The sequence below is a fragment of the Nostoc sp. genome (assembly GCF_036916735.1).
Taxonomy (GTDB): domain Bacteria; phylum Cyanobacteriota; class Cyanobacteriia; order Cyanobacteriales; family Nostocaceae; genus Nostoc.
This window is the reverse complement of sequence record NZ_JBALFV010000013.1, coordinates 1-25,863: the sequence shown is the minus strand read 5'-3', so window position 1 is coordinate 25,863 and position 25,863 is coordinate 1. Positions and strand designations below refer to the sequence as shown.

Sequence of the window (25,863 nt, the reverse complement as noted above, 5' to 3'; positions counted from 1 at the left end):
GCTGTACTTAACAAACCAAAGTTAGGATTCCAACCTAAAACTTGAGTTGATTGAACTTGCCAAAACCCTAGAACAAGCCCAAAAGCTGGTAAAAATAGTGTAACTGACACAAATATATGAAGTAGCAATGGGAAAGGAAACTACTACTTTGAATTGGGTATAACCCGTATAGTTTATGACTTTCAGTCGCTTTTCTAGATTTTACAATATAAGTAAGACTTAAAAATAACGCTTCAATTATATGAAAATCCTCTCATCAGAGCTAGTCCATTTGGGATTTGGCAAATATGTGCGTTCTGACCAAGTGACAGCAGTTATACCAATAGAAGAGGAGCGAGGCCCAGGGCGACGAACTTTTGTTCACATTCAAGGGCAAAGCGATCCAATTATCGCCTCTCGCGCTGAAGATACCATTGTGCGTGATTTGGTACAGGAGCCACACGAAGTTACCCAAGCCCGTCAGCAGCAGGAAATCCTTCAAGATTTATTGGTTAATCTAGCTAATGTTAATTCAACTGTGCGTCGAATTAACCGTGATGAAGGCAGTTTGGATCTTGATTTGTTAGAGCGACGAATTAAGCAAGTCCTTGAAAATTAATTGCAGAAATCAGCAAACTAAATAACGGAGAACGATATTGCTGAATACAATTACAGACCAAGTTTCAGTATCAGATACACAAACAAGATCGCCAAGGTTGTGGATACCTGAACGGGTACTGTTTACACCTGCTGCCCTAGATGAAGATTGGGGGCAGCAGATTCTTCAACGTGTGCAGTCACTCAACTTACCAATAGAAGAACTATCACAGAACCGCCTGAAGGGACTGCGCGGTGAGTCTGAGCGGGATACTTACAACATCGCCAAGCGTACCTTAGCGGTGGTTACTGCACCACCCAGTTCTTTTAAACTGAGTCCCATCCCACCTTCTGCGGATTGGCAGTTTCACATTGCCGAAGGTTGTCCGGCTCATTGTCAATACTGCTACCTAGCGGGTAGCTTGTCGGGGCCACCTGTCATCCGCGTTTTTGCAAACTTGCCGCAGATATTAGCGAATTTAGCTAACTACGAGGAACAGGGGAAAAACACGAGTTTTGAAGTTAGCTGTTACACAGACCCATTGGGTATTGAGCATTTAACTGGAAGTCTTGCTGAATGTATCCGTTATTTTGGCACTCGTACCAATGCACATCTACGTTGGGTATCGAAGTTTGATGCTGTGGATGGATTACTCGATTTACCACACAATGGGAATACACGCTGTCGAATGAGCGTTAATGCCGCACCGATTTCTGGTAAGTTTGAAGGTGGCACAGCATCCGTAGCATCTAGACTGAATGCGTTACGACGGTTGGCGCTACCACAAGAGCGTGGCGGTGGCGGTTATCCAGTAGGCTTGGTTATCGCGCCAATTATGCCGATAGACGATTGGCAGATGCACTATAGTGGTTTGTTTGACCAGATCAACGAGGCACTGGATTTTGATTGTGACCTTACTTTTGAACTCATCTCGCATCGGTTCACACCAGGGTCAAAAGAAGTGTTACAAACTTGGTATCCGCAATCAAAATTAGAGATGGATGAAGCAAAACGCAGTGTCAAGCGTAATAAGTTTGGTGGGACGAAGTACGTTTACGATAAGGACACAATGAAGGCGTTGCGTAGCTTTTTTGAGAGGGAGATTAGTAAACGCTTTCCAAATGCTGAAATTCTTTATTGGACTTAGAAGACTACTTCGCTCATATAGGGTTTGAGCAAATTAATTATTGGGCGAGAGAGCGATTGATATATTATGCGATCGCTCTCTTTTCAGGTTGCTCAGGTAAATTAGGCTAAAGCCGTAACACATCCTACTTAAGATTTACTTTTTAAAATCTAGTGGTCTGTCTCAAAAGTTTTTATTGGTTTGTAGTAAGCATTTTAGTGCTTAAAAATCCAGGACTAAGTTCTGACTACAAACTTTTTTACCCCTCGCCAGGGTTGGACTACGCCCACGCAAAGCAGGATAATTTGGGCAGATTACAGGCGGCGTTATACATTAATAAGTGTATCTGCAATACCGGACTTGTTCTGGCTTAGTCTCAATAGCAAAGGTTTGGAGATGTTTACTTTATCAGAAACTTCTATCCTGGCGGCAATCCTACTGGTAGCTTTAGGCATTTTGGGCTGGGGCTTTTATCGCGCCAGACCTTTTGGTAAACTGGGAATCTTAGCCTGGTTACAGTCGGTGGTGTTGATGACTCCCTGGCTCTTGTTTTTTGGATTGTTTGCCGCAGGGATTTACATCAATATAGCGGGTATATTGTTCTTAGTGGTGACATCCGCCGGATTGTACGTATACTTGGGCAGACAGTTACGTGCAGCTGGGCAAGATGCCATCCTCAAGCAACGCGCCACAGAAAGACTCGCTGCTGCTTCCTCAATTGAAGCAAATTCCCCCCAACCAAAAGTAGCAGAACTAAAACCAGAGATCCCACCGATACCAGAAGAAGACTTGAATGCAGTTAAAGGTATTTTCGGTATCGATACGTTTTTTGCAACAGAAACCATCGCTTACCAAGATGGAGCCATTTTCAAAGGCAATTTGCGGGGAGAACCAGAAGAGACTCACAACCGTCTAACTGCAAGTTTACAGCAACGCCTTGGCGATCAATATCGCCTGTTTTTAGTAGAAAATACAGACGGCAAACCAGTGGTAATTGTCCTACCGAGTCGCAACGATCCCAGGCCGATGTTGTTATCGCAAAAAGCTTTTGCAGGTATTTTGTTGATAGCGACCATTGCCACAAGTTTAGAAGCTGCGGGATTACTGCTGAATTTTGATTTCTTTGGCAATCCAGGGCGGTTTCAAGAAGCTTTGCCTATAGGCGCTGGGATATTTTCAATTTTAGTAGCTCATGAAATCGGTCATTGGTTACTTGCTCGGCGTCACCAAATCCGCCTTAGCTGGCCTTTCTTTCTACCGGCTGTGCAAATTGGTTCTTTTGGTGCGATTACCCGCTTTGAGTCTCTATTGCCCAACCGCAAGGTATTATTTGATATCGCCTTGGCAGGGCCAGCCGCAGGTGGTATTGTCTCTTTGTTAATGCTGGTGACGGGCTTGCTGCTTTCTGGCCCAGGTAGTTTATTTCAATTGCCAAATCAGTTTTTCCAAGGGTCAATTTTGGTGGGAAGCTTGGCGAGAGTTATCCTTGGTTCGGCGTTGCAGTCATCCTTAGTAAGTGTTCATCCTTTAGTGATAATTGGTTGGTTGGGATTAATTATTACCGCTTTGAACTTAATGCCCGCAGGACAATTAGATGGTGGGCGCATTGTTCAGGCGATTTATGGACGCAAAACCGCAGGACGGGCAACGATCGCAACTTTAATTTTACTGGCGCTAGTGTCTCTCGGTAACACTCTTGCTATGTACTGGGCGATCGTAATTTTCTTTTTACAACGGGATCAAGAACGCCCTAGCTTGAATGAAATCACTGAACCTGATGATGCTAGAGCCGCTTTGGGTCTTTTGGCTCTATTCTTGATGATTACCACGCTTCTACCCCTAACTCCCGCCTTGGCTGGGCGTTTGGGAATAGGATAGTGCTTATGGAGCCTACACCCGAACAAGCACATAAAAAAGGAGGATATCGAACCAACACCACAGCAGCTAATAACGCTGTATATAGCCTGCTACGGCTAACAAAAATGTATTTACCCATCTATCTCGTAACGCTTGATTCTAGAAACGCAAGAATAGTAATCATCGCGGGTGAAGAGCCACTAATTGTCATTAATAAGCAAGGAAAATTGAGCTATGACCAGCCCGAATTATGAAGCAATGACCACAAAGGAGTTGCGGACTTATGTTTTAGCACACCGAGATGACCAAAACGCTATCAACGCTCTAGCAAACCGAGTTGAAACAAATGGAGTAAAGTTAGATTTTCCAGAACAACTGCCAGATGTAATACGTAGACAGCAAGAACAGCAAGAGTAAAACTAAATTCAAATCTTTGATAAAGTGTTGTGCTGCAAACACAACGCTTTTATTTTGGAGCATCGCAACGACGATGAAGCGTTCCATATCTACATCGACAGAAGACGCGCCCAATCTCCAAAACAGGTTCCGATGACAATTGAGGAAGTGGAGGCTGATTTAAAGAGACGGTTTGGACAGCAAGCTAGTTAAAATACTATGATAGATTTTTAAGTGATTGTCGTTGAACTTTCACTGAAATTAAGCGATGTGTTCACCGACAGTTTATGAAGAAAATTAACTGAACGGTTTCCAACCTGCTAACAAATTCGGGTAAGCTGTTGGTGTGGGGAAAATTTTCTGGAAGGCAGTTTGACGCTCTTGAGACTTTTCTTTACTCATATTCCAGAGGGTTTCATAGAAAAAGAAAGAGACTCCAGCGAAATTGCGATCACGTACTTTTTGCACTTGTGTCTGAATCTGTTGCATCGGTATAGATCGGTTTTTCAACCCGGCCAAAATACCCACACTCACCGGAATATGGCTCTTGGCTGCTTTCACTTCTGGATACTCTAATTCACTAACAAAAACATTCAAGTCATCACGATATATCTGCAAAACTAAGTCTTCGATGATTCCCAGCCGTTCCCACTTCTGCCAGTCTGCTAAAAGGAAATTGTAGGACAAACGTTGAGGATTAGGAGCAACAGAAACCAGGCAATCTTTTTTAGTAGCTTTAATGGCTGTAAATACCCGTTTCATAAACTCGGTGATTTTGTTAGCTCTCCAGCGTACCCATTCTGGATCTTGAGAGTTTTTCGAGGGAGCTTTATTACCGTGTTCTTTTTTATAAAGCGCCACTGTATAAGCATCATATCCTAATTCTGATGGTAAGCCAAAATGGTCATCAAATTGAATACCATCAATATTGTAGTTTCTAACAATTTCAACGATTAAATCTTGGATAAACTGCTGCACTTCTGGGCGAAAGGGATTTAGCCAAACGCGATTATGTATACCTTCTTTAACAATCCGAGTACCGTTGCTGCGACTGGTGAGCCATAGGGGACGATTTTTAGCTAATAAAGAATCTGCCGGTGCCATGAAGCCAAATTCAAACCAGGGAATCACTGTTAAGCCTTTTTGATGTCCCACATCAACAATTTCTTTGAGGATATCTCGCCCTTTTAGTCCGGGTGTGGGATCAAGCGATCGCCCAATAACTTTGGCTGCAACTTTGCTAGGATACAATGTATATCCCCAATTCCAAACCGCCGGATATATGGTGTTAAAATTGAGTTCATCAAGGCGTTGCAAAGATTTCTTGAGGCGATCGCGCTCAAATAACACATCACTATCAATATTTGTTAACCAAACCCCCCTTAATTCAGAGGCTGGCGTTCGCGGCAGATTAATTTGAGCGTTCAATGGGAACGATAGCATTGCCGTATCCACAACGCTCAAGGTAGCTATAACACTAAACAAAAAAAACTTTCTGCTTTGACGAGTATTCAACCAAGAAGGAAACTCAACACACCACTTGATAAACCTTTTTATCATTTGTTAAAGACATCATCCAATTATGAACAATCAGCGTGAATAGCGATCGTTTTGATTGTAAGTGCTAAAACAATCGCTATTCACGCCCAGTTTATTACTGGGCGCTGGCTATGAGTTCATTCCAGGCTTTGACTGCTGCTTGTAAATTCTTTGGCAGCTTATTTCGAGAAATATCATTGTACTGAACCGTACCCTCTTGGCTGGTAAGAGTATAAGTGATAAAATCAGCAGCACCACTGGGGGCTGGGTAACTCAGATTCTTGAATTTACTAAATTGAAAACGTTCTAGCGATCGCACAAATTGTTGCACCTGTTGCACAGAAACGCGGCGAACACTACGCTCAGAATCATTCGCATTACCAATCCGCACCCGAATCAATTGTCCATCTTTGAGTAAAGCAGTCTCGTAAGTTCTGCCAGTAATACCACCACTGGAAATTTGCCTAAATACTACATGTGCAGCTAATGGTGGTGGTAAATCACTGACTGGAATTGGCACTGGGGTTAGTGAACTTGAGCTAGCCTTTTCATTTAGCCTGAGTGCGGAACCTGTTTGATTGGTATGATAAACCAAGGTTTGTTCACCAATGCCTACAACCACCCGCCAACCTGGTACCAAAGCTTCGGTACAGAATTCATCAGGATTAGCTAATTCTAAACAGCCATTTTTCCAAGTTTGCTGTTGAAACTCAATGATTTTTAGCTGAGAAATTGGCTGTTGCAAACGTTTGGAGGCGGCTTGCAAAACAGCATTTTTTACAGATGCAGGTAATTTATTTTGCAGATTGTTTGCCGAAGCTAAACGTAGCGATCGCCCATTGTTATGATCTAAATCTTGCACTACTGCGTCAGCTACTGGACATGGCAAGCGGTTTGGTTTAATATTGGATTTGAGAACTTTATTGCTTGTTTCTAGCGATAACTTTGCAGTGACGCCCGTAGCACCTTTGATAAATGTTAAACCACTAGCAACAGACAAAATTCCGGTCAAAATCAAAACAGTGAAAATTCGCCCTTGATTGGGGTTAAAGTAGTCTTTGAGCATTAATTTCATAGTAATATTTAGTCAAGAGTTATAGAACTCATAAATAGTATTTAGCCAATAATATACAATAACTATACAATTGCAGAACTTCACAAGTTGGCATTAATTTAGTAGCTGTCTTTTAAGACAGATATAAAGACAGACGCTGATCTAGTGATTGTTTGTTCCTTATAGCAATTCTCATTTTAATCAGGGACATAGCATTGCCGTGTCTCACGAGTATCTGTGTTCATCTATGGTTAATTATTTTGCGAGCATCTCAAATGTGTAAAAACATAATTTAGTATTAAGCGCTAATAGCTTGTTGTTCAGCTTCAACTAACTGATTCTGAGGTACATCAAATCTAATAGTACTAGCTGCCCAGTCTTTTAAATCGGGTGCTAGCCAGACTAGCTTGCGTAGAATTTCATCATTGACCCATAACACCAACGGAAATCGGAACTCTTTTTGAAACTGATTTCGCATAATGTTGGTACTGATGAGTAATTGGTTAATTTCTGTCACAGATTCTAAACCCCGTATCATCAAAGCTTCGGGTTGAGTAGCACCAATCCCAGTTGTCATAGCTGTATACAATGTGTCTGTTGCAGGTGAAAGCAGAATTTCGTGAATGTCTGCTGATGAAAATTCTGTTAACATATTCAACACTTGCTGCTGCCTTTCAACACAGTTACAACAAGCTAATATCAGTGAGAACTCTCCACCAGAAACCATCATCGCCCTTGCCAGCCTCTTAGTAGCTGCTGTGCTGCTAGTTGTGCCCTTTTCCGAATGACTTAAGCTGATCATTAAAAAAACCCTGCTTTTAATTTTAAAAATGTTTGAGCAATATTCAGTTATTCTACTCTATGAATTTTTATTCAAAAGTGTTATATGGGTAATTTAGAAGAGGTTTTTTCTCTAATACTAAGTATAATACTACGCATTTTTGAAAAACTGAGTATATTCTGTATTATCCCACACATATAATTAAAGAATAATGTAAAGATAGTATCAAAATCATGTAAGCGAAAGATAATGCAAGTAAAAGTCAGCAGGTGGCGAATTAGTAATCGAGTTATCACTGTATTTTTCTAGATTTTGGCATTTAACAACCATTAAGTAATTGCTTTGTAATATAAAGTAAAAAAAATAACCAGTATTAAGTTTAGCAATAAAGATTGGAAAGTGCGAGAAAACTGAACTTGCAACTGGTTTACTGTTGCCTACGTCAGCTTTTTCCCTTGCCAAACCATTTTAAGGCGCGTGTAGAGTGTGGAGTAGTGAAATGGGATCAGCGCAAGATGCAAAAATCTCCTTCCATAAAAATTAACTCATCCGTTTGATAGAACTGTAGATTGAAGATGTCGCCTCGTTAGTCAGAGGACATAGAATTTTTAGCTTTCTATGATCAGTTCAGAACATGTGAAAATCTAACAAGTCATGCATTAAGACAAATCTGGAGGGAAAATGCAACACGATGAGTTTATTGGACAGGTGCAAAATCGCATTCGTCTCAATAACGTTAGGTTAAGAAATTTCTTGGTTGAGGCGGGCAGTCAAGGGCAAATACATGTAAATGCTTAATTTTTTTATAAACTAATTAGGAGTGCCACACCATGCGATTCAAAAACCGGAGGTTTGCGGGTCAAGTTTTGGCCAAAGAGTTAGCCGATTATAGTAACCGCCCAGATGTTCTGGTATTAGGACTACCAAGGGGTGGTGTACCCGTTGCCTTTGAGATTGCCAAAGCATTAAATGCTCCTTTAGATGTTTTAGTAGTACGTAAATTGGGTGTGCCCGATCAAGAAGAACTAGCTATGGGAGCGATCGCTTCTGGTGGTGTGCGAATACTTAATGAATATATTATTAGTCTCGTGAAGATATCCGATGAAGTAATTGCTAGAGTGGCGGTACAAGAAGAACGGGAATTAGAGCGGCGAGAACTACTTTATCGTTCAAATCGTCCCTTACCAAATTTACAAAGACGCACGGTCATTTTAGTAGATGATGGTTTAGCCACGGGTGCAACTATGTGGGCTGCTGTTGTGGCTGTGCGAAAGCATCAACCCGCTCAGATTGTGATTGCTATACCTGTCGCTGCACCCAAAACTTGCCATAAGTTAGAAGCTGAGGTAGACAAAATTGTTTGTGTCGAGACACCTAGTGCTTTCCAAAGCGTTAGTCTTTGGTACGAAAACTTTCCCCAAACTACAGATAAAGAAGTCTGCGACTTACTCGCAAAAGCGAAAAAGAACGGTGAAGCAATATCACTTGGTATATAAATAAGCTTTGGTGTTTGGGAATAAGGAATGGGGCGGTCTTTTCAGTTCACTTTTGTGTTGCCAGATGCAACCTTGAGTTCGCAAGTCAATAGGACTTACGCATTGACAGAAAAGCCAAAATAAGAGGTATATTTTTCAAGGCTTATAGCTAGGTTTTTCAATGAGATTTTGGCGATGCCTGCGGCGGGCTACGCCTACGCACCCAATCAACGGTGATTGACAAAAGCCTGAAACAACGTATTTACGTCAGGCCACAAGATAGTTATTTTGTACAGTGCGTAAGTCCTAGTCAAATGAGCGATCGCCATTAGCCAATTCTTAAACCAGATGAAAGCGATGTTTAGGATGGTCACTAAGCTTGCCGTACCCGTGCAGGGAAGCAAGCTAGCAAGAGCGTCTCGCAGAGAAGTGCTGGCTACGCCTACGCGCTTTTAGCTCAACAATTCGTCTTCCAACTACGAATTACGTTGAGATAAATCCATCAAATTTGCCAGCTTATAAACTACTCGCGCTCCAACATTGCCATCCCACTCACCATCACCAATTTCGCAGATATCAAAGCCAATAATTTTTCTCCCACTATTGACCAATTCCCGGAACAGACAAAAACTTTGCTCTAATTCCAACCCCCCTGGAACAGGAGTACCTGTACTGGGACAGAGTTTGGGATCTAGACCATCTGCATCAAAGCTAATATAAACAGACTCAGGTAAATGACTGATAATTTCTCGGCATAAATCAATCCAAGTTATACCAGAATATAGCTTTTGTTTAATGGCTGGGTCGTAATATGCAATAATGCGACTATCAGATTGGTTAATCATTTGCACTTCATCATGGCTAATATCACGCAAACCTACCTGCACTAGCTTGGAAATTTGCGGTATTTTCATCGCATTGAACATAATAGACGCATGGGAAAACTCAAATCCCTCATAGGCATCACGTAAATCTGCGTGGGCATCAATGTGCAAAATACCATAGTTTGTGTATTTAGCCGCTAATGCGTGGAAATAACCTAACGGTGAACTGTGATCCCCACCAATGACTGCAACTCGCTTACCATTATCAATTGCTTCTTGACAATTTTTATGCAGCCATTGATTAACCTGTTGACAAACTTGATTAATTTCTGTGAGGACAGATGTTAAATCTGGTGTATCTGAAAGTTGTTTACCTTGGGCTAATCGCTCAATAATTTTTGCTGCCAAGGCGCGGTAATATGCATTCTTCTCTAAAATATCTTGGGGAATTTCCACCATAAAAATTCCTTGCTTCCAACCATCAGGGTTATCAAAATCGAACAAATCTAGTTGAGTTGAAGCATCGAGAATTCGCTGTGGACCGTTAGCAGTGCCTGCACCATAAGAAACAGTGACTTCCCACGGCATACCAAAGACAATCAGGTTTGCAGACTCATAATCGCAGGGCAAACCCAAGAGGTTGCCATTTACTTCACCTATGCCGCTAGGATTGTAGTCTTGTAGTTGATTACTCATCAATTATCTTTTCGATTTACGTGGATAGACAGCACGCCGCCTAGTGGACATCTGCATTGTAATAAAAATTTTTCACAAACGGTAAACTACAGCGCCTCTATTACTTAGTCGAAATTGCGGCGATACACCTGTTGGGTGTATTGCCACTCATGGTTCACCAGTTGATCTGCGAAATAAAATCATTCTGGTGTTATTTATAAAAACAGAATTTCCAGCTTTTTCTTCATTAGTGATGCTATAACTGGTGAATCTTCAAATAAATCTTCTAGTTTCGTCCTTAGTTCCTTTGCTACCTCATACCAATTTTGAGATATTTTCTTGACGCTAAATGTTCTTCGAGACAATTGAGATAATTCCGAGTTTTTTTTAAGCTCAGATACCAATTTTTTGTCTTGCTTGTGGCTTTGAGTACGTAGTACTTTTAGTTTTACTCAAGCATCGATATCGAACGCACACATAAGAGGATGTTTTCAAAGGATCTTTTGCTTTCATAATTAGCACAGCTAAGTAAAGCTTTGCGTAAAATCGTAGCGTTTTTAATGTAAGGAGACGCATTGGCATTGTCAACTGATACATTGGTATTGTTTGCCGATGCATTGGCATTGTCAACTGATGCATTGGCATTGTTAGCCGATGTATTGGCATTGCAGAGTATTGCCAAATTTAATTCGCTACGAATTAATGAAATGCTGTACTAAGTATCTCACTATATGGCTAAAACCTTGATTTATCATCAGGGCTAACCCAAGTCAGAAGGGCAAAATTATACCTTATAGGACTTTTAAAACATCCTCTAAACCGTTGGATATTCGATATCAAGTAAATCAGTCTAAGAAAATATGAGCGAATTAGAGTTAAATTGGTTAGAATTTACATTTGATAGCAGTAATGTTTCTTGAGTATCTCCAGAATTAAAATTCAAAAGTAGGCCATCTTTAGTATTGGTTATATTTCCTTGAGAAAACATTTCATGTAACCAACTGTTAGCATTAATATTACCCCAACCCTTAAATTCAATCTTATCGATACCAATTTTAAAATCTTGAATTACATCAAACTCACTTTTCAATAATTTATCGCTGACGTTGAAAAGATTATCAAGACCGATATCGATACCAATACCAACTAGTAAATCTTGAACAGCACCAAGCTTACTTGCCAAAAAGCTTTCGCTAACGTTGAAAACAAATTTGTCATGGCCGTCGCCACCGACTAAAACATCATTCCCAACACCACCAATCAGAACGTCATCACCTGAACCACCATTTAGGCTATCATTGCCTTGGCTCCCATCTAGGGTATCATTCCCTTCGCCGCCTTCGAGGATATCATCGCCTTTCCCTCCATTCAGTTTGTCATCCCCTAAGCTGGCATAAATTTTATCTCCACTACTACTTCCTTTAAGATCATCTTTCCCAATCGTGCCATAAATAACATCTTTACCTAAATTGTTGATTAAAGTATCTCCTAAAAAAGTAATATTACTAGCATTTATTTGTACTATTGTTATGTTGGTGTCATGCTTAAAGGTCTTTTGATAACTACCAATGGCGTTTCCTGTAATGGAATCCTTGCCATTATTGCCGTCAATATCAGTATTATGTGGGCGACTCTTGATTGTAACATTACTACTTTTGGAATATTCCAAATCAGCAATATGCTTAGAGGAAATTAACTCACCTTGAATACCGAAATAATCTAATACTTTAGGCTTATAAGGATTTGTGGTATCTAGTGTCAAGAAACTAATTTTCCCCTTAGCCTGGTTATATTCAGTAGCAGACTTTTCAATTTCTTTAGCTGTTAGTGCTAAATTGGCAGAGAAATTGAAAGAAAATTTTTTATTAGCAGCAATTTTAAAACTAGCAATAACTTGCATTTTATTCTTGGCACTTCCTGAGAAAGAACCATTTAATCCAATGCCACTAATGTCACTAAAGAGCGAAGAAAAAGTCGGGTCATTGTTAAAAACAGCTGCGGCTTGAACCGTAGCAATAGCAACACCACTATCAACCAACGCTTTTACCTGAGTGTTAGTCAAAGTTCCTGAGGGCTTTTGACTATAATTTGAGAAAGAAGCAACCCCTGTAGCGTTAGCAAAGTTAGGGTTGGGATTAGGAATTGGATTTACAATTGGCTGTAAAAATAGTGTCTGTGGTCGCATAATATTTTCTGTTTATCCTGTTAAGTACTTTGTCTACAAAAATATATGAGTGTATGCAACCCTACTTGTGGAATTTTGAGTGTAGCGATCGCACAATCTTATAATTTCATCAGTCATGTCCGTTGTCCATGGCGATCGCATCTATATTAATAATCTTATCTTGACCACAAACAAGGTATTGTTAATATCTTCTATTAATGATGAGCTATGCCTATTTAGTAGTCAGGTTAACGTTTGCTACAATCGCAATTAGCTCATTACCGCCAGGAAGTTTGGCGAAAATTAAAGTATCAAGCTGAGTTATCTGAGATTTAGTTTCAAGTATATAATTTACGGCTGGACTAAGTTGCAACTGATCAATACCTTTCTCAAAACCCAAAATAGTAGCATAGTCCTTGTCGCCAGCAGATGTATAATAAGAAGCATTTGCATCCCCAAGCACAAATATATCTTTCACGCGATCGCCAGAAATATTTGTAACGTCGCCCTTATTGTCAACCGCACCGCCACCCACTAATACATCTCTCTCAAATGATGTTCCTCTACCAGGGCTAAATCCATTTAGAGTGTCACTACCAGCACCCCCTACGAGAAAATCCTCAAAGAATCCTTGAGGAGCATTTGGAGAGCCGCTACGACCTCCAATCAGATTATCATTACCAGCACCCCCAAATATTACGTCACTACCCTGATTTCCATTGAGGGTGTCATTGCCAGCATTCCCAAAAAGCAAGTCATCACCAAGACCTCCATTGAGGCTATCGTTACCACTACCCCCCTTGAGGGTATCATTGTTCTTAGTTCCTTGGAAAATTGCCATATTTTTTGTTTCACAAAGTTGTAAATTTTACTGTTATCTACGCTGTTAAATATTATTTATATTCTTGGTTTAAGCAGAGCGATCGCATACTACTCTTGACCAAAAACAAGGTCTTGTTAATTTCGTATTCTATTGATAATTAGCCATATCTATCTAGTCAGGTCAACGTTTGCTACAATCGCAATTAAGTCATTACCGCTAGGAAGTTGGGCGAAAATCAAAGTATCAAGCTCAGTTATCTGAGATTTAGTTTGAAGTTGATAAGTCACAGCTGGACTAAGTTGCAACTGATCGATACCCTTCTCAAAGCCCAAAATAGTAGCATAGTCCTTATCACCAGCAGCTGTATAAAAAGCCCCTTTCGCATCCCCAAGCACAAATACATCTTTCACGCCGTCGCCAGAAACATTTGTGACATTGCCGCTTGCATCAACCGCACCGCCACCTACTAACACATCTCTTTCAAATAATTTTGTTGTCCCATTAGCATCTGATGTTCCTCCGCCAACGCCAAATCCATTCAGAGTGTCACTACCAGCACCCCCTACAAGAAAGTCCTCAAAGAATCCTTCTGGAGCATCGGGAGAGCCGCTAGGACCTCCAAGCAGAATATCATCACCATTGCCCCCAAATATTACGTCACTACCCTGACCTCCATCAAGAGTGTCATTGCCAGCATCCCCAAAAACCAAGTCATCTCCTACACTTCCACTCAGCTCATCATTACCGCTACCCCCATTCAGGGTGTCATTGCCGAGACTTCCGAGGAGCGTATCATTGCCACTATCCCCATTTAGCAAGTCATCACCAAGACTTCCACTCAGCTCATCATCACCGCTACCCCCATTTAGGGTATCGTTACCGAGGTTGCCAAACAATCTGTCATTCCCATTTCCCCCATTCAATAGGGAATTACCACTGATACCTGCAAATATCTTGTCATTACCGCCTCCCCCGGTCAAAGTATCGTTACCACCAAGACCAAAAATCGTGTAATTTTTAGTATTAGTCTTTCCTCCTGGGACATTTAATAGATCGTTGCCGTTAGTTCCTTGTAAAATGCCACTAATACGTCCAGATGTATTGTTATTAAGGCTTCTGCCATTCAAGATATCGTTAGTTCGATTAAAAAGATTCGTGATCTTATCATTATTAATGTTTCCTATATCGTTGCTGTCACTTGTTTGTATAGATGCCATATTGTTTACCTCGCAAATTCTTAGTTGAAGTTGCCAATGTGTAGTGGGTAATCATCCAAGAGGATATTTTAAAAGTATTAGGCTGTGATTTAGAAGAAATATATCAGTCCTCCCTAAGCCATGACCGAATAACGTGAGGTTCCCCGTTGTATTTTACAAATAAGCAAGCTACACGCAGGGTCTTTGAACATAAGAAGGAAGTAGCGTGGAAACCCCTGTTTCCATGATGGCTACCCTTTTAAAAGGAGGAACCGGAATCAAAATCCCCTTAAAAAAGTGGGATTTAGGAGGATCTAAAAAGTTTTTATACCAATGATAGAACTTTTAAAACATCCTATTAGCTATTTTTGAGCAATAGATTCATTAGCTAAATTATTGTTTTATCCAAAAATATTCGATTCATAAAAACTGCTTAAAAATAGGCTAATTTAGCCCCTCATAGGAAACTATCAACTATCGAATTTAAGTCTGCAAATCCGAAGTTGTTTAACAGATTCTTATTTCCTACTATCCCAATTGCATCACCTAAAGATGCATTCAAATCAGTAATTACATTAGAACGCCCAGAAGCAGAAGTTGTTGCTGTACCAAGAAATAAACTGCCATCAGCACCTCTAGTAAATGTATCAGTGCCTAAGTTGGTGAAGAAAGTACCGTCATTTTGATCTCCCGATAGCAAATCGTTCATGTCACTTGTAGTGAAGGCATTCGTGGCTATCATGGTACTTCTATTCGATGTTGCTCTGGGTACGAAAACTTCTTCACTCGTATTAATTGTGAAATCTGTAGGGGAAGTAGTCCTGACTTTAATGTTACCGCCGGCACCCCTCCTAGTAAGGTAGGATAGAGCTGTGAGAAAAATACTGCTCATTAGATTTCCTCTTGATCCTGCTAGATATACAATATGGACTTGACCAGAGAGGCAGAGAGCAGGGGATAAAATGATGTGATTTGTCAGCAATAGAGGGTTTCAGGGCAAATAAATTTATTTATGCTTAATGTTAAATACTTATTTCAAGATGCATGACACAAGAAATAATGCGTCTAAGCTTTCAGCAGCCCTAAATTTATTTATGGGGTTTTCCCCCAAGCTTTCTGCTCCCTGCCCTCTTTCCTGTTAATTTGACAGATAGTTATGATATTAAAGCTCAAGTATGGCAGTTGTTAGATGCTGAACTTTGAAGGCGCTAGCCTACTCGACTTGACAATAGGCTTCCTACATTAACAAAGAGGGCGTTGAATAAAGTGGTAAGTCTTGCAGCTTTCTAATTAACTATGTTAACATTGAATCGAATTTAGAAAACTGCTGAAAACTATTTTTACTTATAGTTTTCAGCAATTTTTGAACATCCAAACAGTAGGTTGAGTAGAGTACAAGATAACCCAACAAAACAGTTGCTATGGAGTGTTGGTTTTCATACTCACTCTAACCTGCTTTATTTTACGGTAGCAGAAATAGCGTTAACGAAAGTCTCAGAGCGATAATCTTCGGTTTGCACACCACCAATTACGCTGGTGAAGGTTCTGTTTCCGGTAGAATCAGCGCTAACAACTAATTCAGCAGTGTTTCCTGTTAAACCACGGTAGTTAGTGTTAACTGTCTTGGTGAAACTTTCATTAACAACAGCTTTAACTGTTTTGTCTGCGGTGTATAAGTTTCTGATGGTAGTACCACGACCACCAAAAATTTCTTCAAAGGTGTTTTCCAAGTAGTTTAGATCAGAAATAATCATTTGAGTTGATCCTGAAAGTTTTAACTTTTGGGTGGAATGTTTGGCGTTACAAAGTTATTTGTGTTAGCCACATAATTAATATAGTTTATTTTTCAAAAAAGTCAATAGGTTTTTTCTAAAATAACCTACTAAAAAGATAATATCCTTGCAGATTAAAAACGACTATATTTAAATTTAAAAAAGTATACTAAAATTAAACAGTAATTTAATTTATTACTGCCCATCAAGAGTTATAGCGATTTAATTTAAATTTTTAATCGCGCTAAATTAGCGTTTTTTGGATGTATTTACAAAATAGACAAAACGAAAAATATTAAATTTTTAAGCAAAAGATAAAAGCATCTCTAACATTTTCTAACACTAGAGATATCTACCTGAAATCAGAGAAGATAGTTGGCTAAAAGACATTTGGAATCTAATAACCTATTTAGTTTGGTAAATAACATATCAACGTCAAACACCAGTCCTGACGGACAGGACATGCAGCAAGCTGGTTCTCTACGTTCTCTGCGGGAGGCTTAGGCAAAGAAAGCGTCTAGCCGACAGATGCTTGGCGTAGCTTGCTTCTCCGTAAGAGTATGCATCTACATTAAAAAAACTGACTTTGGTAAAGTATTTTAGCTTGAACCCAAGGGTGTTGCTATCTGAGTAACTGTTTTCATAGCCTTGATTTGTTGCTTTAACCAATCAGAAAATGATTCTGTAATGATTTTTTGGTGCAACTGTTTATCTAGTTGGAGTTCTATGACTTCTTTCACCGAAAAAGGGAGAGGAAGTTTTAACAGGGAACAGGAAAGAATTTTGAAACTTTAGCTGTGAGTCTGAAGGTCACTCAAAAAAAGATGTTTTTTGAGACACGTAGCATAAAAATTGCGGTTTTCAAGTTTTCAATCCCACGTTTAAAAACTTGGGTTAGTACCCGTATCCGTAGTGGTTGTGGGTAATGATCCCTCCTACCCAGATCAAAAATAATCATTTGAGTTTATCCTGAAAATTGTAACTTTATTGAGTTTTTTTAAGTAACGCAATCGTTTATTTTCGACACATAATAACTATACTTTGTTTATGAAAAAAGTCAATGTTTTTTAGAAAGTATTTTAATTAAAATAATTAATATATTGCACGAAAAATCATCAAAAATAGCATCAATTTAAATTATAAAAATAGCATAATAAATTTAGGCATTAATTGAAATTATTATTGCCTAGCAAGCTTTATAGCTATTTAAGTTATTTTTGACATTTAGAAAAATCTATTTCTTTAGATGTATTTACAAACTTTTAAAAATTGGAAATTGGTAAGTTTTTAAGCAATCAATACTTACAGACATAACATTTTTTATAAACTATATACATCTATCTTAAGTCAGAGAAAAGATTTAGCTAGAAAAACATTTGCAATTTTATCACCTATTTAGTTTTGGTGAATGACATATCTAGCAATTCCTCCTGCGATCGCACATTTGCATCCGAGTCTATCTGAGTGACAATTCTCATCGCGTTGATTTGTTGCTTTAACCAATTAGAAAATGATTCTGTAATAATTTTTTGGCGCAATTGTTCATCTAATTGGGGTTGAATAATTTCTTCCACCCAAATTAAATGCACTCCCTTGGGTGTCGTAATTGGTTTGAGGGCATTTGGTGGTGCAGCAGCAAATACAGCAGCTGCAATCTCTGGGCGAAAATCTTTGCGGTATCGGAGTCCTTGATATCCATAAACACGGCGGAGTTCTGGTTCTGGAATATATAAACGAGCAATTTCAGGAAAATTGATTTCGCCTTCTTCAAGCGCATAAAAAAGCTCTAAAGCCAAGTCTCGATCCTCGAAAACGACTTCGTAGGTAACGGCGGCGACATAATCTAGTTGGTGTTCATAAAAGTGCTTTTCGAGTTGATCAAAAAATAGATGATTTGCTAACTTTTGCGAAAGGATGTTGTTGTAGGCTAATTCTTCAAACTCATGCACAGACAGGTGGTGTTTTTCTAGCCATATCCAAGTGTCTTTAGCTTTGACAAGCTTCTTCACAAACCTTAAACTATCTCCTTCTTGCTGTAGTTCTTCTGGTGTGACTGTAATTCCTAGCTCTTGAGCTGCTTCGGTAATGATGCTTTGCGATGCGATCGCCCCCACTAGATCAGGAATCTGACAGGAAAGCTTGAGGCTGTGAATAATATCTGATCTGGAAATTGTCAGATTGTGAGGCATAATATGATATCTCCAATAATTAAGGGCATTGTTAAGTTAGGAGTAGAGACGCGATTAATCGCGTCTGTACAAGAGTTTTAATTCTAGTGGTAGCTTGCCACCGTAAGTATTGCTCTAACTAAATCTCTAAACCGCCTTTTTGCAGTTTCTTGAACGGATCTAAAACAAAATCAATCACCCGCCGTTGGCGAATGATCACTTCAGCGTTTGCTGTCTGACCGGCACCTAGTGGAATACGTTTGTTACCATTTTCGACATACTGGTGCTCTAAGGTGATTTCTAACTCATAGTTTTCAATGTTCCCTTGGGGTGTTTGGGTAATTTTCGAGTCAGGAGAGATCCAAGTAACTTTCCCTGGTACGATGCCATACTCCTGGAAGGGATAGGCATCAAACTTGACTTTAACTGGCATTCCTACCTTCAAGAAACCACTATCTTGATTAGGCATATTAGCTCTAAGTACAAAGTCTGCATTCTTGGGTGCGATTTGGGCAATTCTTTGACCAAGTTGTACTACTGCTCCCGGCTTCGTAGTGGGTAATTCAAAAATCACCCCATTAATTGGCGATCGCACCACTCGTTGCTGTATCTGAACTTTTATAGATGTAATCTGGCTTCTAGTCTGAGCCACTTCTGATTGCAGTGCTGTTATTTGCGCCTGTATATCTTTTAGCTGTTCCTGATTTTTCATTACAGCTAGTTTCCCGGCTTGGATCAAACTTTTATAGCTACTTTGTTCTTCTTGCAGTCTGAGTTTTGCTTGTTTGATATCAGACTCCAACGTATTGATAGTTACCTGATAACGATTTAACTCCCCTGCTAACTGCAATTGTGCTTGTTTAATATCTGATATAGCCTTGCCATAGAGTCGTTTACTTTCTTGTTCTTCTTTTTTGAGTTGATCAATTTGGGTTGCAGAAACTGCACCATCCTGAACGAGTTTGCTAAAGCGTTGAACTTGCCTAGAATCTATACCCAAACGGCTTTTAGCCGATTGCTGATCGTTGCGAGTTGTGTAAATCTGCTGCTGTGCTTGCTTAACTAATGCTTGTTTTTCTAACTTTTGGAGGTTATAGCTACTCAGTTTGGCATCCAGGTTTTGCTGCGCCTGGTTAACTTGAGCCATTTTTTCTAATTCTTGGGATTTATTTTGTTGCTCTAAGAGGCTAGTTGACATTAGGAGTTGATTTTTGAGCAGTACCAGTTGCGATTGCCGATTTTGTAACCCTTGCAATTTGCTCATGTTTTCTTGCAGTTCTGTTTGGAGGACATCAGACTCTAGTTCTACTAGAACCTGGTTGGCTCTAACTGTGTCTCCTTCTTTGACCAGAACTGCTTTGACACTCCCACCAGCTTGAGCGTCTAATTTTTGAGTTGCGCCTTTCGGTTCTATACGCCCTCTAGCACTACCTGTTTCATCTATTTTCGAGAGAGTTGCCCAAGGCAAGAACAGACCAGCAAAGGCTATGAGTGCATACAACAAACCACGAGTCCAAATCCGAGGTAAGGCATTGAGCAATACTTCAGTACCGTAGTGCAAATCTTGACTGTCATTTTCTACCTCTTTCTGCTCGTTAAACTCTACAGATTCCTCTTGCTGTGTGTAACTTTGATACTTATCTGTCTGATCTTGAGAAGGTGGGGATGATCTATTGGGAGATGGCATAGCTTTAGTTCTGATAAAAGTAGATGGGGAGTGGGGAGTGGGGAGTAAGGAGTGGGAAGTAGAGGGGGGAAGAACTATAATGCCCAATGCCCAATACTTCGGCTTCGCCCTTCGGCTACGCTCAGGACAAGCTCAGTACAAGTGCCCCATGCCCAATCTCAACTAACTTGAGCCAGTTGTTGTTGATTCAGGTAGTAATAATGACCTTTTTTGGTGATTAATTCGTCGTGAGTACCGCTTTCTACCAAAACGCCTTGATCTAAAACTAGAATCAAGTCAGCGTTGCGGACTGTAGACAGGCGATGGGCTATGATTACACTTGTGCGTCCTTGAAGAATTGTTTTGAGGTTGTTTTGAATAATTCGTTCTGATTCGGAATCTAGGTGGCTAGTGGCTTCATCAAACAGTAATAACCGAGGATTTCCGAGCAAAGCACGAGCGATCGCTAGGCGTTGGCGTTGTCCACCAGAGAGCATACCGCCGCCTTCACCAATTTCGGACTCGTAACCCATCGGTAGTTTTTGAATAAATTCATCGGCTCCGGCGTATTTTGCTGCTTGGATAATTTCTTCTAAAGAAGCATTCGGATGAGCGATCGCAATGTTTTCTTGAATAGTCCCACCAAAGAGAAAGGTATCTTGGTCTACAACGCCGATTTGAGAACGGAGCGATCGCAACGAAACACTAGTCATGTCACGACCATCAATCAGTAGCTTGCCATCTGTCGGTGGGTATAAACCCAAAATCAATTTGCTCAAGGTTGTTTTTCCAGAACCACTGCGCCCCACAACAGCAACCATCTGTTCCGGCTGGATTTCAAAGTTAAGATTTTCTAAAACGTTAGTCTCACTTTCTGAGTGATAGCGAAAGGTGACATTATGAAAGCTAATGTGACCGCGCAGCTTACCCAACGACTTCCGGGGTTTAGTTTCTAAGTCTTCTTCTGGTTTTGCCTCTAACACATCATTTATGCGTTCGGTGGAAATCACAATTTCTTGCAATTGATTCCACAGCATAGATAGCCTCTGGAAAGGACTCAAGACGTTACCCACCAACATATTGAAAGCAACTAATTGTCCAATCGTCAGTTCGCCATTAATTACCTGTGTCGCTCCATACCACAGCAATCCAGTATTGACAAAAGTTTGGATAACACCACTGATAATTTGCAGCTGATTACCAATTATTTGAGCATTAAAGCTTTTTTTGACTAAACCATTCAGCAGTTCCTCCCAACGCCAGCGCACAGTTTGTTCAATTGACAATGAGCGGACAGTACGAATTCCGCTCAGAGATTCTATGAGATAGCTTTGTTCTTTAGTGCCTGCATTAAAAATTTCTCTAGACATACGGCGTAAAATATTTGTGCTAGCTAGCGCCAAGATAAAAAATGGCGGTACAGTAAACAGCACGAATAATGACATGCGCCAGCTATAAGAGAACATCAAGCCCAGATAAACCACCAATGTCAGCATATCCAGCACAATGGAGAGTGTCTGACCGGTAAGGAATTGCTGAATTTTCTGGTTTTCTTGGATACGCGAGACTATATCCCCAACAAAACGCGACTCGAAATAAGAAAGGGGCAAGCGGAAGGTATGTTTGATAAAACCTACAAGTAGGGCGATACTAACGCGGTTAGCAGTATGAAATAGAAGATATTGCCTTAAAGCGTTGACAGCGACGCCAAATAACCCAAAAATAATCATTCCTAAACCAATGGCGTTTAGGGTTGTAACGCTACGTTGCACAAGTACTCTATCGAGCAATAATTGAGTGAATACTGGCGTTACCAGTCCAAATATTTGGATTAATATTGAAGCTGCAAAGATTTCTAATAGTGCCCGATAGTGAGGTTTGATTAACTCAAAAAACTTCCAGAAGCTTGTACTTTCGTTTTTAGTATTTTGTAATAAAGCTGTAGGTTCTAGTAACAATGCATAACCACTCCAACCCGCTTGAAATTCAGCTTTTGTCAGGCTGCGTTGACCAAGAGCCGGATCGCATACAATCACCCGCTTTTTGGTGATTTCATAGACAACAACAAAGTGTTTTCCTTCCCAATGGACAATTGCAGGTAAAGGTTGTTCTGCTAATTTATCAAGAGTAGCCTTCACTGGACGGGTGGCAAAACCCAGGTTTTCTGCTGCTATTGCCATAGCCTTTAGAGATGCACCAGTGCGGTTGACATTGGTCATATCCCGCAGACGATTGATACTAAAATGCTTGCCCCAATAGTTACCAATCATTACCAAGCAAGCAGAACCACAATCAGCAGCGCTTTGTTGGGCATAGAAGGGATAGCTCTTAGTCAGGTGTCTCCACCAATGCCCCACTTGCACTTTCGGAGTAGGAAAGTAAAAACGTGATTTTTTTGGTTGTTGTTGTGACTGCTGATCTCGTTGAGGAAAAGGAATGATTTTAGATTTTGGAGATTGGGAAGTTTTTTCCCTACTCTTTACTCCAGACGCGATTAATCGCGTCTCTCCCCACTTTCCACTCCCCACTACTTCGGCTTCGCTCAGTAGAAGTCCCCAATTCCCCAACTCTGGGAAGTATTCTAGTGCTGTTTGCATCTGGTCGTTTTTCAGAATGTAAGCAATTGTTGGTTGAGTTACCTGCCAATCACCTTGTTTTGGTTGGGCAAAAATTGTGCCTGGTGTCAAAAAATGGCCTTCAGAATGCCGCAGTTGACCTTTGTACAATATCCATAACTTAGAATCTTGCGATACTTGCGTAGTTATTAGGCTAGTTTCTAAATGCTGTCGCTCAAAGAAAGATAAAGCTTTGAGCATCCCTGGTACAAGTGAAGTATGACACGGTAATTGTGAGGTTTGGCGACATAACAATAACAAGTCCCAAAGTTCTGCACGGGCAAAAAGGCGATCGCGGATATTAGGATACTTGTCTATCAATGTTTGCAATGCATCTTGCCTGAAATAGCCCAGTTTTAAGCTTGTCGAAGCTCTGACTCCATAAGGACTCAAGTCAGCTTCGGGAAAAAGAGTCAATTCGCCGAAAATAGACCCAGTACCAAAGCTTGTAATTAAATTCTCAGAGCTATCCAACAGTCGGACTTTTCCTGTAAGGATAATATAGATACCAGGATTGGTCTGTGCAGATTGCCAGAACTGCTTTGCTGGTGGTGGCTCCACAATTTCCATTGCTGCCAATAAATTTTGTAATTCTTTTTCTGAAAGCTTTGCACCCAAGGTGTACAAAAGCCTTTCGCCTACATGTTCCCCAGAAAGCACGGGTGGCATTTTCTAACCTCCAAGACAAAATCTAGCTATTGATCTAAATTGAAAAAATAATAAAAAGTATGATTTGCTACTTTTATATCTGCAAGGAAACCCTAAACTTCTTAAAAGAAAAGAGCGTTGTTATATAACAAAGTATTTTTATTTGGGAAGCAGCGCCACTCGTTGTAACTGATTGTTGATCTTGACAATCACTAATGTTAATGCTAATATATTGGGCTAGACGTTTGCATAGCCAAGCTTTTTTGCTCCCAACAAGATTCGTGCTTTCAGCAAGAGGTTGAACAATAATTTAGAAGCAAAGCGTTTACCGCTTTGTCAAGGCATCACAATCAATTTAGTGGGGATGCTTCAGTCTAGAGTCTAGAGCCTATAACCTATAAACAGCATTAAAAAGCTAGCTTAGGGCAGGCTACAGTCAATAAATGAGAAAAACTATAAAGATCAAGAAAAATCTGACTTCAACAACATTGTCTGATATATTTAGAAGCTACTAAACTCAATCTTTTTACAGTCATGTTTAGTCTCTTTAAACATATACACAAATAAATTTGTTATTTTTGTTACACCTCCTCTAGCACAACTAGCCTAAGTGGTTTAATAGTTTTGCGATAAACATATTTACATCATTAGCTTACACTGATTAACTTAAAGTTTGAATAGCCTACGCTTATTTTCTTGTAAATTTTTTGAAATATTATCAAATGGACAATTCTTTGCAGAAAAAATACAATTTTCACCCTTTAATACATTAAATCTTTAAAAAAATAGACCATATAGTATGGTGGAAGTTAAATAAATCAGTACAATAAAACCAAACTGTGTGAAGAAAAGTAAACAAGGCTCAAACTCTTTTTTCCTCTGCTCCCTGCCCGGTTGTTGAGCGTAGTCGAAACACTGCCCCCTGCCTTATTCCAACGATAATTATTTACGCCGACCTACTAATAACAGCACATAATACTCTCGGTTCGCCCATTTCATTGGGAGTTAGAAACAAAGTATACTCAAGGCTAAAAGATTGGTTACCAAGTTAAGTGTAAATAGTCGTTAAGAACTCAAGTAGAACAAGAATACGCTATAAATAAGTACGTAAATGGTTCTAAGTAATTCTGGGTAAAAATTTGAGGGATTTCACTTTTTTTGGACGAACTTCACTTTTACCCAAAACATACTTGCAATGCTGGGACCAATATTTGCTTCTCCCTTAGTGATCTGTGCTTCCCGATAGCCCAAACGATCATATTCCAGGTTACAATGCGGCTTTTAGTCAAGGTCGAGTGATAGTCATTGGAGCAGGCTTTGCTGGATTAAGTGCTGCACAGCTATTAAAAACTAAGCGATACGATGTTACAGTATGGGAAGCTAGCGATCGCCTGGGTGATCAAGTCATATCATGTCCGGTTAAAGACTTATCATTAAGAAGGCAGGGGGCAGGGGGAGAAAGAGTTTTCAGATTTTTGCACAGATGCAAGAATCATAACTAATCAGCCGGACATGATATCAAGACGAAATATCAGTTTAACAAAGTTACCCAATCAACAGATGTTTACATCACGCGATGGGGTCAGGAACCCTTTATATTAGATTATTAGATTCTTACGCACGAATGTTAGTCGCAGCAACACGACTTGAATCCAAGCAGTTAAGCCAACCCATTGCAGGTAGAGTATACAACGCTAGCGAGGCTCAACATCCAACCGATTCAGGTACTGTGCATGGCGTTTTTTGGTCTGGTGAGCAAGCCCTATGCGTTCTAGAACACCAATTCAATCAGCTTAACTAACCAAGCTTAAACATTACAAATTACGAATTAGCATAAGATTGTTATGGCAGTAGCGATCGCCTGATCCACACTCTCCACAATATAAACATTTTCTGGTGATAACTTTTTGAAGAAAATCTTACTTTGTTGATCATCAGTCAACAAAATTACTTGCTTATTTCCTTTTAAAGCTAAGGCAATTTCTGAAGCAGTTCCTGCACCCATACCGCAGGCAATTACTACATCACTAGTGAGAACATTAATATTATTTCTAGCATTCCCCATGTCTGTAAAAATAGCAATATCCACCCAAGAGGAAATACTATCTTGATTATCGCCAGGAAGAATACCAATAGTTAAGCCCTCACCAGATTTTGCACCTTTACTAACTGTATCCATTACACCTACATTTCTACCTCCTGTGAGTAAAATCCATCCTTGTTTGGCAATAAGTTGACCTAGTGTATAAGCATTTTGCAAATCATTTGCTGTCGCATTTTTTCCAGGCCCCATCACTCCAACAATAATTTTTCTCATAGAATTTCAATTTATAGCAGGTTTTATAAGTAGTTGTTACTGAAGCAATTACTACAGGGGTATAACTATTATTACTAAATACTTGTAAAAATTGATAAGTAAGTCGTGGGTAAATTTTATAAGTATGTAACAAACAATTAAGCAGAAGAATAAGAGTTAAATCTTACACGTTGCGTCCTGTAGTTTCCCT

The 25,863-nt window shown here is 39.9% G+C and carries 23 protein-coding genes; 10 read left to right on the top strand and 13 right to left on the bottom strand.

From position 1 onward, the window contains the following. Positions 1–241 precede the first annotated feature (241 nt). The 6 genes from V7L20_RS03240 (at position 242) to V7L20_RS03215 (ending at position 4,169) form a co-directional block, all read left to right on the top strand. Positions 242–598, top strand: coding sequence for a hypothetical protein (locus V7L20_RS03240; protein ID WP_334742688.1), 357 nt, complete (start codon positions 242–244; stop codon positions 596–598). A gap of 103 nt (positions 599–701) precedes the next feature. Continuing rightward, positions 702–1,724 carry a spore photoproduct lyase family protein gene (locus V7L20_RS03235; RefSeq protein ID WP_334742701.1) on the top strand — a complete coding sequence of 341 codons (1,023 nt, stop codon included), beginning with the start codon at positions 702–704 and terminating at the stop codon, positions 1,722–1,724. Positions 1,725–2,099: 375 nt separating this feature from the next. Continuing rightward, entirely contained in the window at positions 2,100–3,581 is a 1,482-nt protein-coding gene (locus tag V7L20_RS03230; protein WP_334742687.1) for a site-2 protease family protein, read from the top strand. Between the two features lie 5 nt (positions 3,582–3,586). Next, positions 3,587–3,814 carry a DUF6888 family protein gene (locus V7L20_RS03225; protein ID WP_334742686.1) on the top strand — a complete coding sequence of 76 codons (228 nt, stop codon included), beginning with the start codon at positions 3,587–3,589 and terminating at the stop codon, positions 3,812–3,814. Then, entirely contained in the window at positions 3,795–3,977 is a 183-nt protein-coding gene (locus tag V7L20_RS03220) for a DUF6887 family protein (protein ID WP_334742685.1), read from the top strand. Before V7L20_RS03225 ends, V7L20_RS03220 begins: the two co-directional genes overlap by 20 nt. Positions 3,978–4,031: 54 nt before the next feature. Then, positions 4,032–4,169 (top strand): DUF6887 family protein, encoded by a 138-nt coding sequence (locus V7L20_RS03215; protein ID WP_334742684.1) that lies wholly within the window; start codon positions 4,032–4,034, stop codon positions 4,167–4,169. An 84-nt stretch (positions 4,170–4,253) separates the two neighbouring features. Here the strand turns inward: V7L20_RS03215 and V7L20_RS03210 are convergent, their stop codons facing one another. The 3 genes from V7L20_RS03210 to V7L20_RS03200 form a co-directional block, all read right to left on the bottom strand. Then, positions 4,254–5,516: a glycoside hydrolase family 10 protein gene (locus V7L20_RS03210; RefSeq protein WP_334742683.1), complete on the bottom strand. Its 1,263-nt coding sequence runs from the start codon at positions 5,514–5,516 to the stop codon at positions 4,254–4,256. Positions 5,517–5,610: 94 nt separating this feature from the next. Further along, positions 5,611–6,561 (bottom strand): hypothetical protein, encoded by a 951-nt coding sequence (locus tag V7L20_RS03205; RefSeq protein WP_442943497.1) that lies wholly within the window; start codon positions 6,559–6,561, stop codon positions 5,611–5,613. 286 nt (positions 6,562–6,847) lie between these two features. Then, the gene (locus V7L20_RS03200) at positions 6,848–7,351 is read right to left on the bottom strand and encodes a hypothetical protein (RefSeq protein ID WP_334742681.1); all 504 of its coding nucleotides are present in this window, start codon (positions 7,349–7,351) and stop codon (positions 6,848–6,850) included. An 809-nt stretch (positions 7,352–8,160) separates the two neighbouring features. Between V7L20_RS03200 and V7L20_RS03195 the strand changes: the two genes are divergently transcribed. Then, on the top strand, positions 8,161–8,826 hold the full coding sequence (locus V7L20_RS03195; RefSeq protein WP_334742680.1) for a phosphoribosyltransferase: 666 nt from the start codon (positions 8,161–8,163) through the stop codon (positions 8,824–8,826). A 455-nt stretch (positions 8,827–9,281) separates the two neighbouring features. Here V7L20_RS03195 and speB read toward each other — a convergent pair whose 3' ends face one another. After that, positions 9,282–10,325, bottom strand: a complete 1,044-nt coding sequence (gene speB / locus V7L20_RS03190) for an agmatinase SpeB (RefSeq protein ID WP_334742679.1) — start codon at positions 10,323–10,325, stop codon at positions 9,282–9,284. 560 nt (positions 10,326–10,885) lie between these two features. On the opposite strand from speB, the gene V7L20_RS03185 reads away from it, so the two are divergent. Continuing rightward, positions 10,886–11,023, top strand: a complete 138-nt coding sequence (locus V7L20_RS03185; RefSeq protein ID WP_334742678.1) for a hypothetical protein — start codon at positions 10,886–10,888, stop codon at positions 11,021–11,023. A gap of 131 nt (positions 11,024–11,154) precedes the next feature. Here the strand turns inward: V7L20_RS03185 and V7L20_RS03180 are convergent, their stop codons facing one another. The 8 genes from V7L20_RS03180 to V7L20_RS03145 all read right to left on the bottom strand — a co-directional run bounded on the left by V7L20_RS03180 (position 11,155) and on the right by V7L20_RS03145 (position 23,377). Further along, positions 11,155–12,489 (bottom strand): calcium-binding protein, encoded by a 1,335-nt coding sequence (locus tag V7L20_RS03180; RefSeq protein WP_334742677.1) that lies wholly within the window; start codon positions 12,487–12,489, stop codon positions 11,155–11,157. A 211-nt stretch (positions 12,490–12,700) separates the two neighbouring features. Then, a complete protein-coding gene (locus V7L20_RS03175; RefSeq protein WP_334742676.1) occupies positions 12,701–13,309 on the bottom strand; it encodes a calcium-binding protein in 609 nt (202 codons plus the stop codon). A gap of 149 nt (positions 13,310–13,458) precedes the next feature. Continuing rightward, positions 13,459–14,508 carry a calcium-binding protein gene (locus V7L20_RS03170; RefSeq protein WP_334742675.1) on the bottom strand — a complete coding sequence of 350 codons (1,050 nt, stop codon included), beginning with the start codon at positions 14,506–14,508 and terminating at the stop codon, positions 13,459–13,461. Between the two features lie 436 nt (positions 14,509–14,944). Further along, on the bottom strand, positions 14,945–15,229 hold the full coding sequence (locus tag V7L20_RS03165; protein WP_334742674.1) for a hypothetical protein: 285 nt from the start codon (positions 15,227–15,229) through the stop codon (positions 14,945–14,947). A 715-nt stretch (positions 15,230–15,944) separates the two neighbouring features. Further along, complete coding sequence (locus V7L20_RS03160; protein ID WP_334742673.1) at positions 15,945–16,241, bottom strand: hypothetical protein; 297 nt, start codon at positions 16,239–16,241, stop codon at positions 15,945–15,947. A gap of 1,409 nt (positions 16,242–17,650) precedes the next feature. Continuing rightward, complete coding sequence (locus V7L20_RS03155) at positions 17,651–18,448, bottom strand: peptidylprolyl isomerase (RefSeq protein ID WP_334742672.1); 798 nt, start codon at positions 18,446–18,448, stop codon at positions 17,651–17,653. 118 nt (positions 18,449–18,566) lie between these two features. Continuing rightward, positions 18,567–20,114, bottom strand: coding sequence for an HlyD family efflux transporter periplasmic adaptor subunit (locus V7L20_RS03150; RefSeq protein ID WP_334742671.1), 1,548 nt, complete (start codon positions 20,112–20,114; stop codon positions 18,567–18,569). 158 nt (positions 20,115–20,272) lie between these two features. Then, positions 20,273–23,377, bottom strand: coding sequence for a peptidase domain-containing ABC transporter (locus V7L20_RS03145; protein WP_334742670.1), 3,105 nt, complete (start codon positions 23,375–23,377; stop codon positions 20,273–20,275). 1,211 nt (positions 23,378–24,588) lie between these two features. On the opposite strand from V7L20_RS03145, the gene V7L20_RS03140 reads away from it, so the two are divergent. Together V7L20_RS03140 and V7L20_RS03135 are read left to right on the top strand one after the other, a co-directional pair. After that, positions 24,589–24,858, top strand: a complete 270-nt coding sequence (locus V7L20_RS03140; RefSeq protein ID WP_334742669.1) for an FAD-dependent oxidoreductase — start codon at positions 24,589–24,591, stop codon at positions 24,856–24,858. 74 nt (positions 24,859–24,932) lie between these two features. Beyond that, positions 24,933–25,157: a hypothetical protein gene (locus V7L20_RS03135; protein WP_334742668.1), complete on the top strand. Its 225-nt coding sequence runs from the start codon at positions 24,933–24,935 to the stop codon at positions 25,155–25,157. Positions 25,158–25,184: 27 nt separating this feature from the next. Here V7L20_RS03135 and V7L20_RS03130 read toward each other — a convergent pair whose 3' ends face one another. Then, on the bottom strand, positions 25,185–25,673 hold the full coding sequence (locus V7L20_RS03130; RefSeq protein ID WP_334742667.1) for a TIGR00725 family protein: 489 nt from the start codon (positions 25,671–25,673) through the stop codon (positions 25,185–25,187). Between the last annotated feature and the right edge of the window lie 190 nt (positions 25,674–25,863).

What these genes read in the sequence shown, in the direction of transcription:
- V7L20_RS03240 (WP_334742688.1), top strand. Translation starts at nt 242, where the DNA reads ATGAAAATCCTCTCATCAGAGCTAGTCCATTTGGGATTTGGCAAATAT.
- V7L20_RS03230 (WP_334742687.1), top strand. Translation starts at nt 2,100, where the DNA reads ATGTTTACTTTATCAGAAACTTCTATCCTGGCGGCAATCCTACTGGTA.
- V7L20_RS03225 (WP_334742686.1), top strand. Translation starts at nt 3,587, where the DNA reads ATGGAGCCTACACCCGAACAAGCACATAAAAAAGGAGGATATCGAACC.
- V7L20_RS03220 (WP_334742685.1), top strand. Translation starts at nt 3,795, where the DNA reads ATGACCAGCCCGAATTATGAAGCAATGACCACAAAGGAGTTGCGGACT.
- V7L20_RS03210 (WP_334742683.1), bottom strand. Translation starts at nt 5,516, where the DNA reads ATGATAAAAAGGTTTATCAAGTGGTGTGTTGAGTTTCCTTCTTGGTTG.
- V7L20_RS03205 (WP_442943497.1), bottom strand. Translation starts at nt 6,561, where the DNA reads ATGCTCAAAGACTACTTTAACCCCAATCAAGGGCGAATTTTCACTGTT.
- V7L20_RS03200 (WP_334742681.1), bottom strand. Translation starts at nt 7,351, where the DNA reads ATGATCAGCTTAAGTCATTCGGAAAAGGGCACAACTAGCAGCACAGCA.
- V7L20_RS03195 (WP_334742680.1), top strand. Translation starts at nt 8,161, where the DNA reads ATGCGATTCAAAAACCGGAGGTTTGCGGGTCAAGTTTTGGCCAAAGAG.
- speB (WP_334742679.1), bottom strand. Translation starts at nt 10,325, where the DNA reads ATGAGTAATCAACTACAAGACTACAATCCTAGCGGCATAGGTGAAGTA.
- V7L20_RS03180 (WP_334742677.1), bottom strand. Translation starts at nt 12,489, where the DNA reads ATGCGACCACAGACACTATTTTTACAGCCAATTGTAAATCCAATTCCT.
- V7L20_RS03175 (WP_334742676.1), bottom strand. Translation starts at nt 13,309, where the DNA reads ATGGCAATTTTCCAAGGAACTAAGAACAATGATACCCTCAAGGGGGGT.
- V7L20_RS03170 (WP_334742675.1), bottom strand. Translation starts at nt 14,508, where the DNA reads ATGGCATCTATACAAACAAGTGACAGCAACGATATAGGAAACATTAAT.
- V7L20_RS03165 (WP_334742674.1), bottom strand. Translation starts at nt 15,229, where the DNA reads ATGATAGCCACGAATGCCTTCACTACAAGTGACATGAACGATTTGCTA.
- V7L20_RS03160 (WP_334742673.1), bottom strand. Translation starts at nt 16,241, where the DNA reads ATGATTATTTCTGATCTAAACTACTTGGAAAACACCTTTGAAGAAATT.
- V7L20_RS03155 (WP_334742672.1), bottom strand. Translation starts at nt 18,448, where the DNA reads ATGCCTCACAATCTGACAATTTCCAGATCAGATATTATTCACAGCCTC.
- V7L20_RS03150 (WP_334742671.1), bottom strand. Translation starts at nt 20,114, where the DNA reads ATGCCATCTCCCAATAGATCATCCCCACCTTCTCAAGATCAGACAGAT.
- V7L20_RS03145 (WP_334742670.1), bottom strand. Translation starts at nt 23,377, where the DNA reads ATGCCACCCGTGCTTTCTGGGGAACATGTAGGCGAAAGGCTTTTGTAC.
- V7L20_RS03135 (WP_334742668.1), top strand. Translation starts at nt 24,933, where the DNA reads ATGGGGTCAGGAACCCTTTATATTAGATTATTAGATTCTTACGCACGA.
- V7L20_RS03130 (WP_334742667.1), bottom strand. Translation starts at nt 25,673, where the DNA reads ATGAGAAAAATTATTGTTGGAGTGATGGGGCCTGGAAAAAATGCGACA.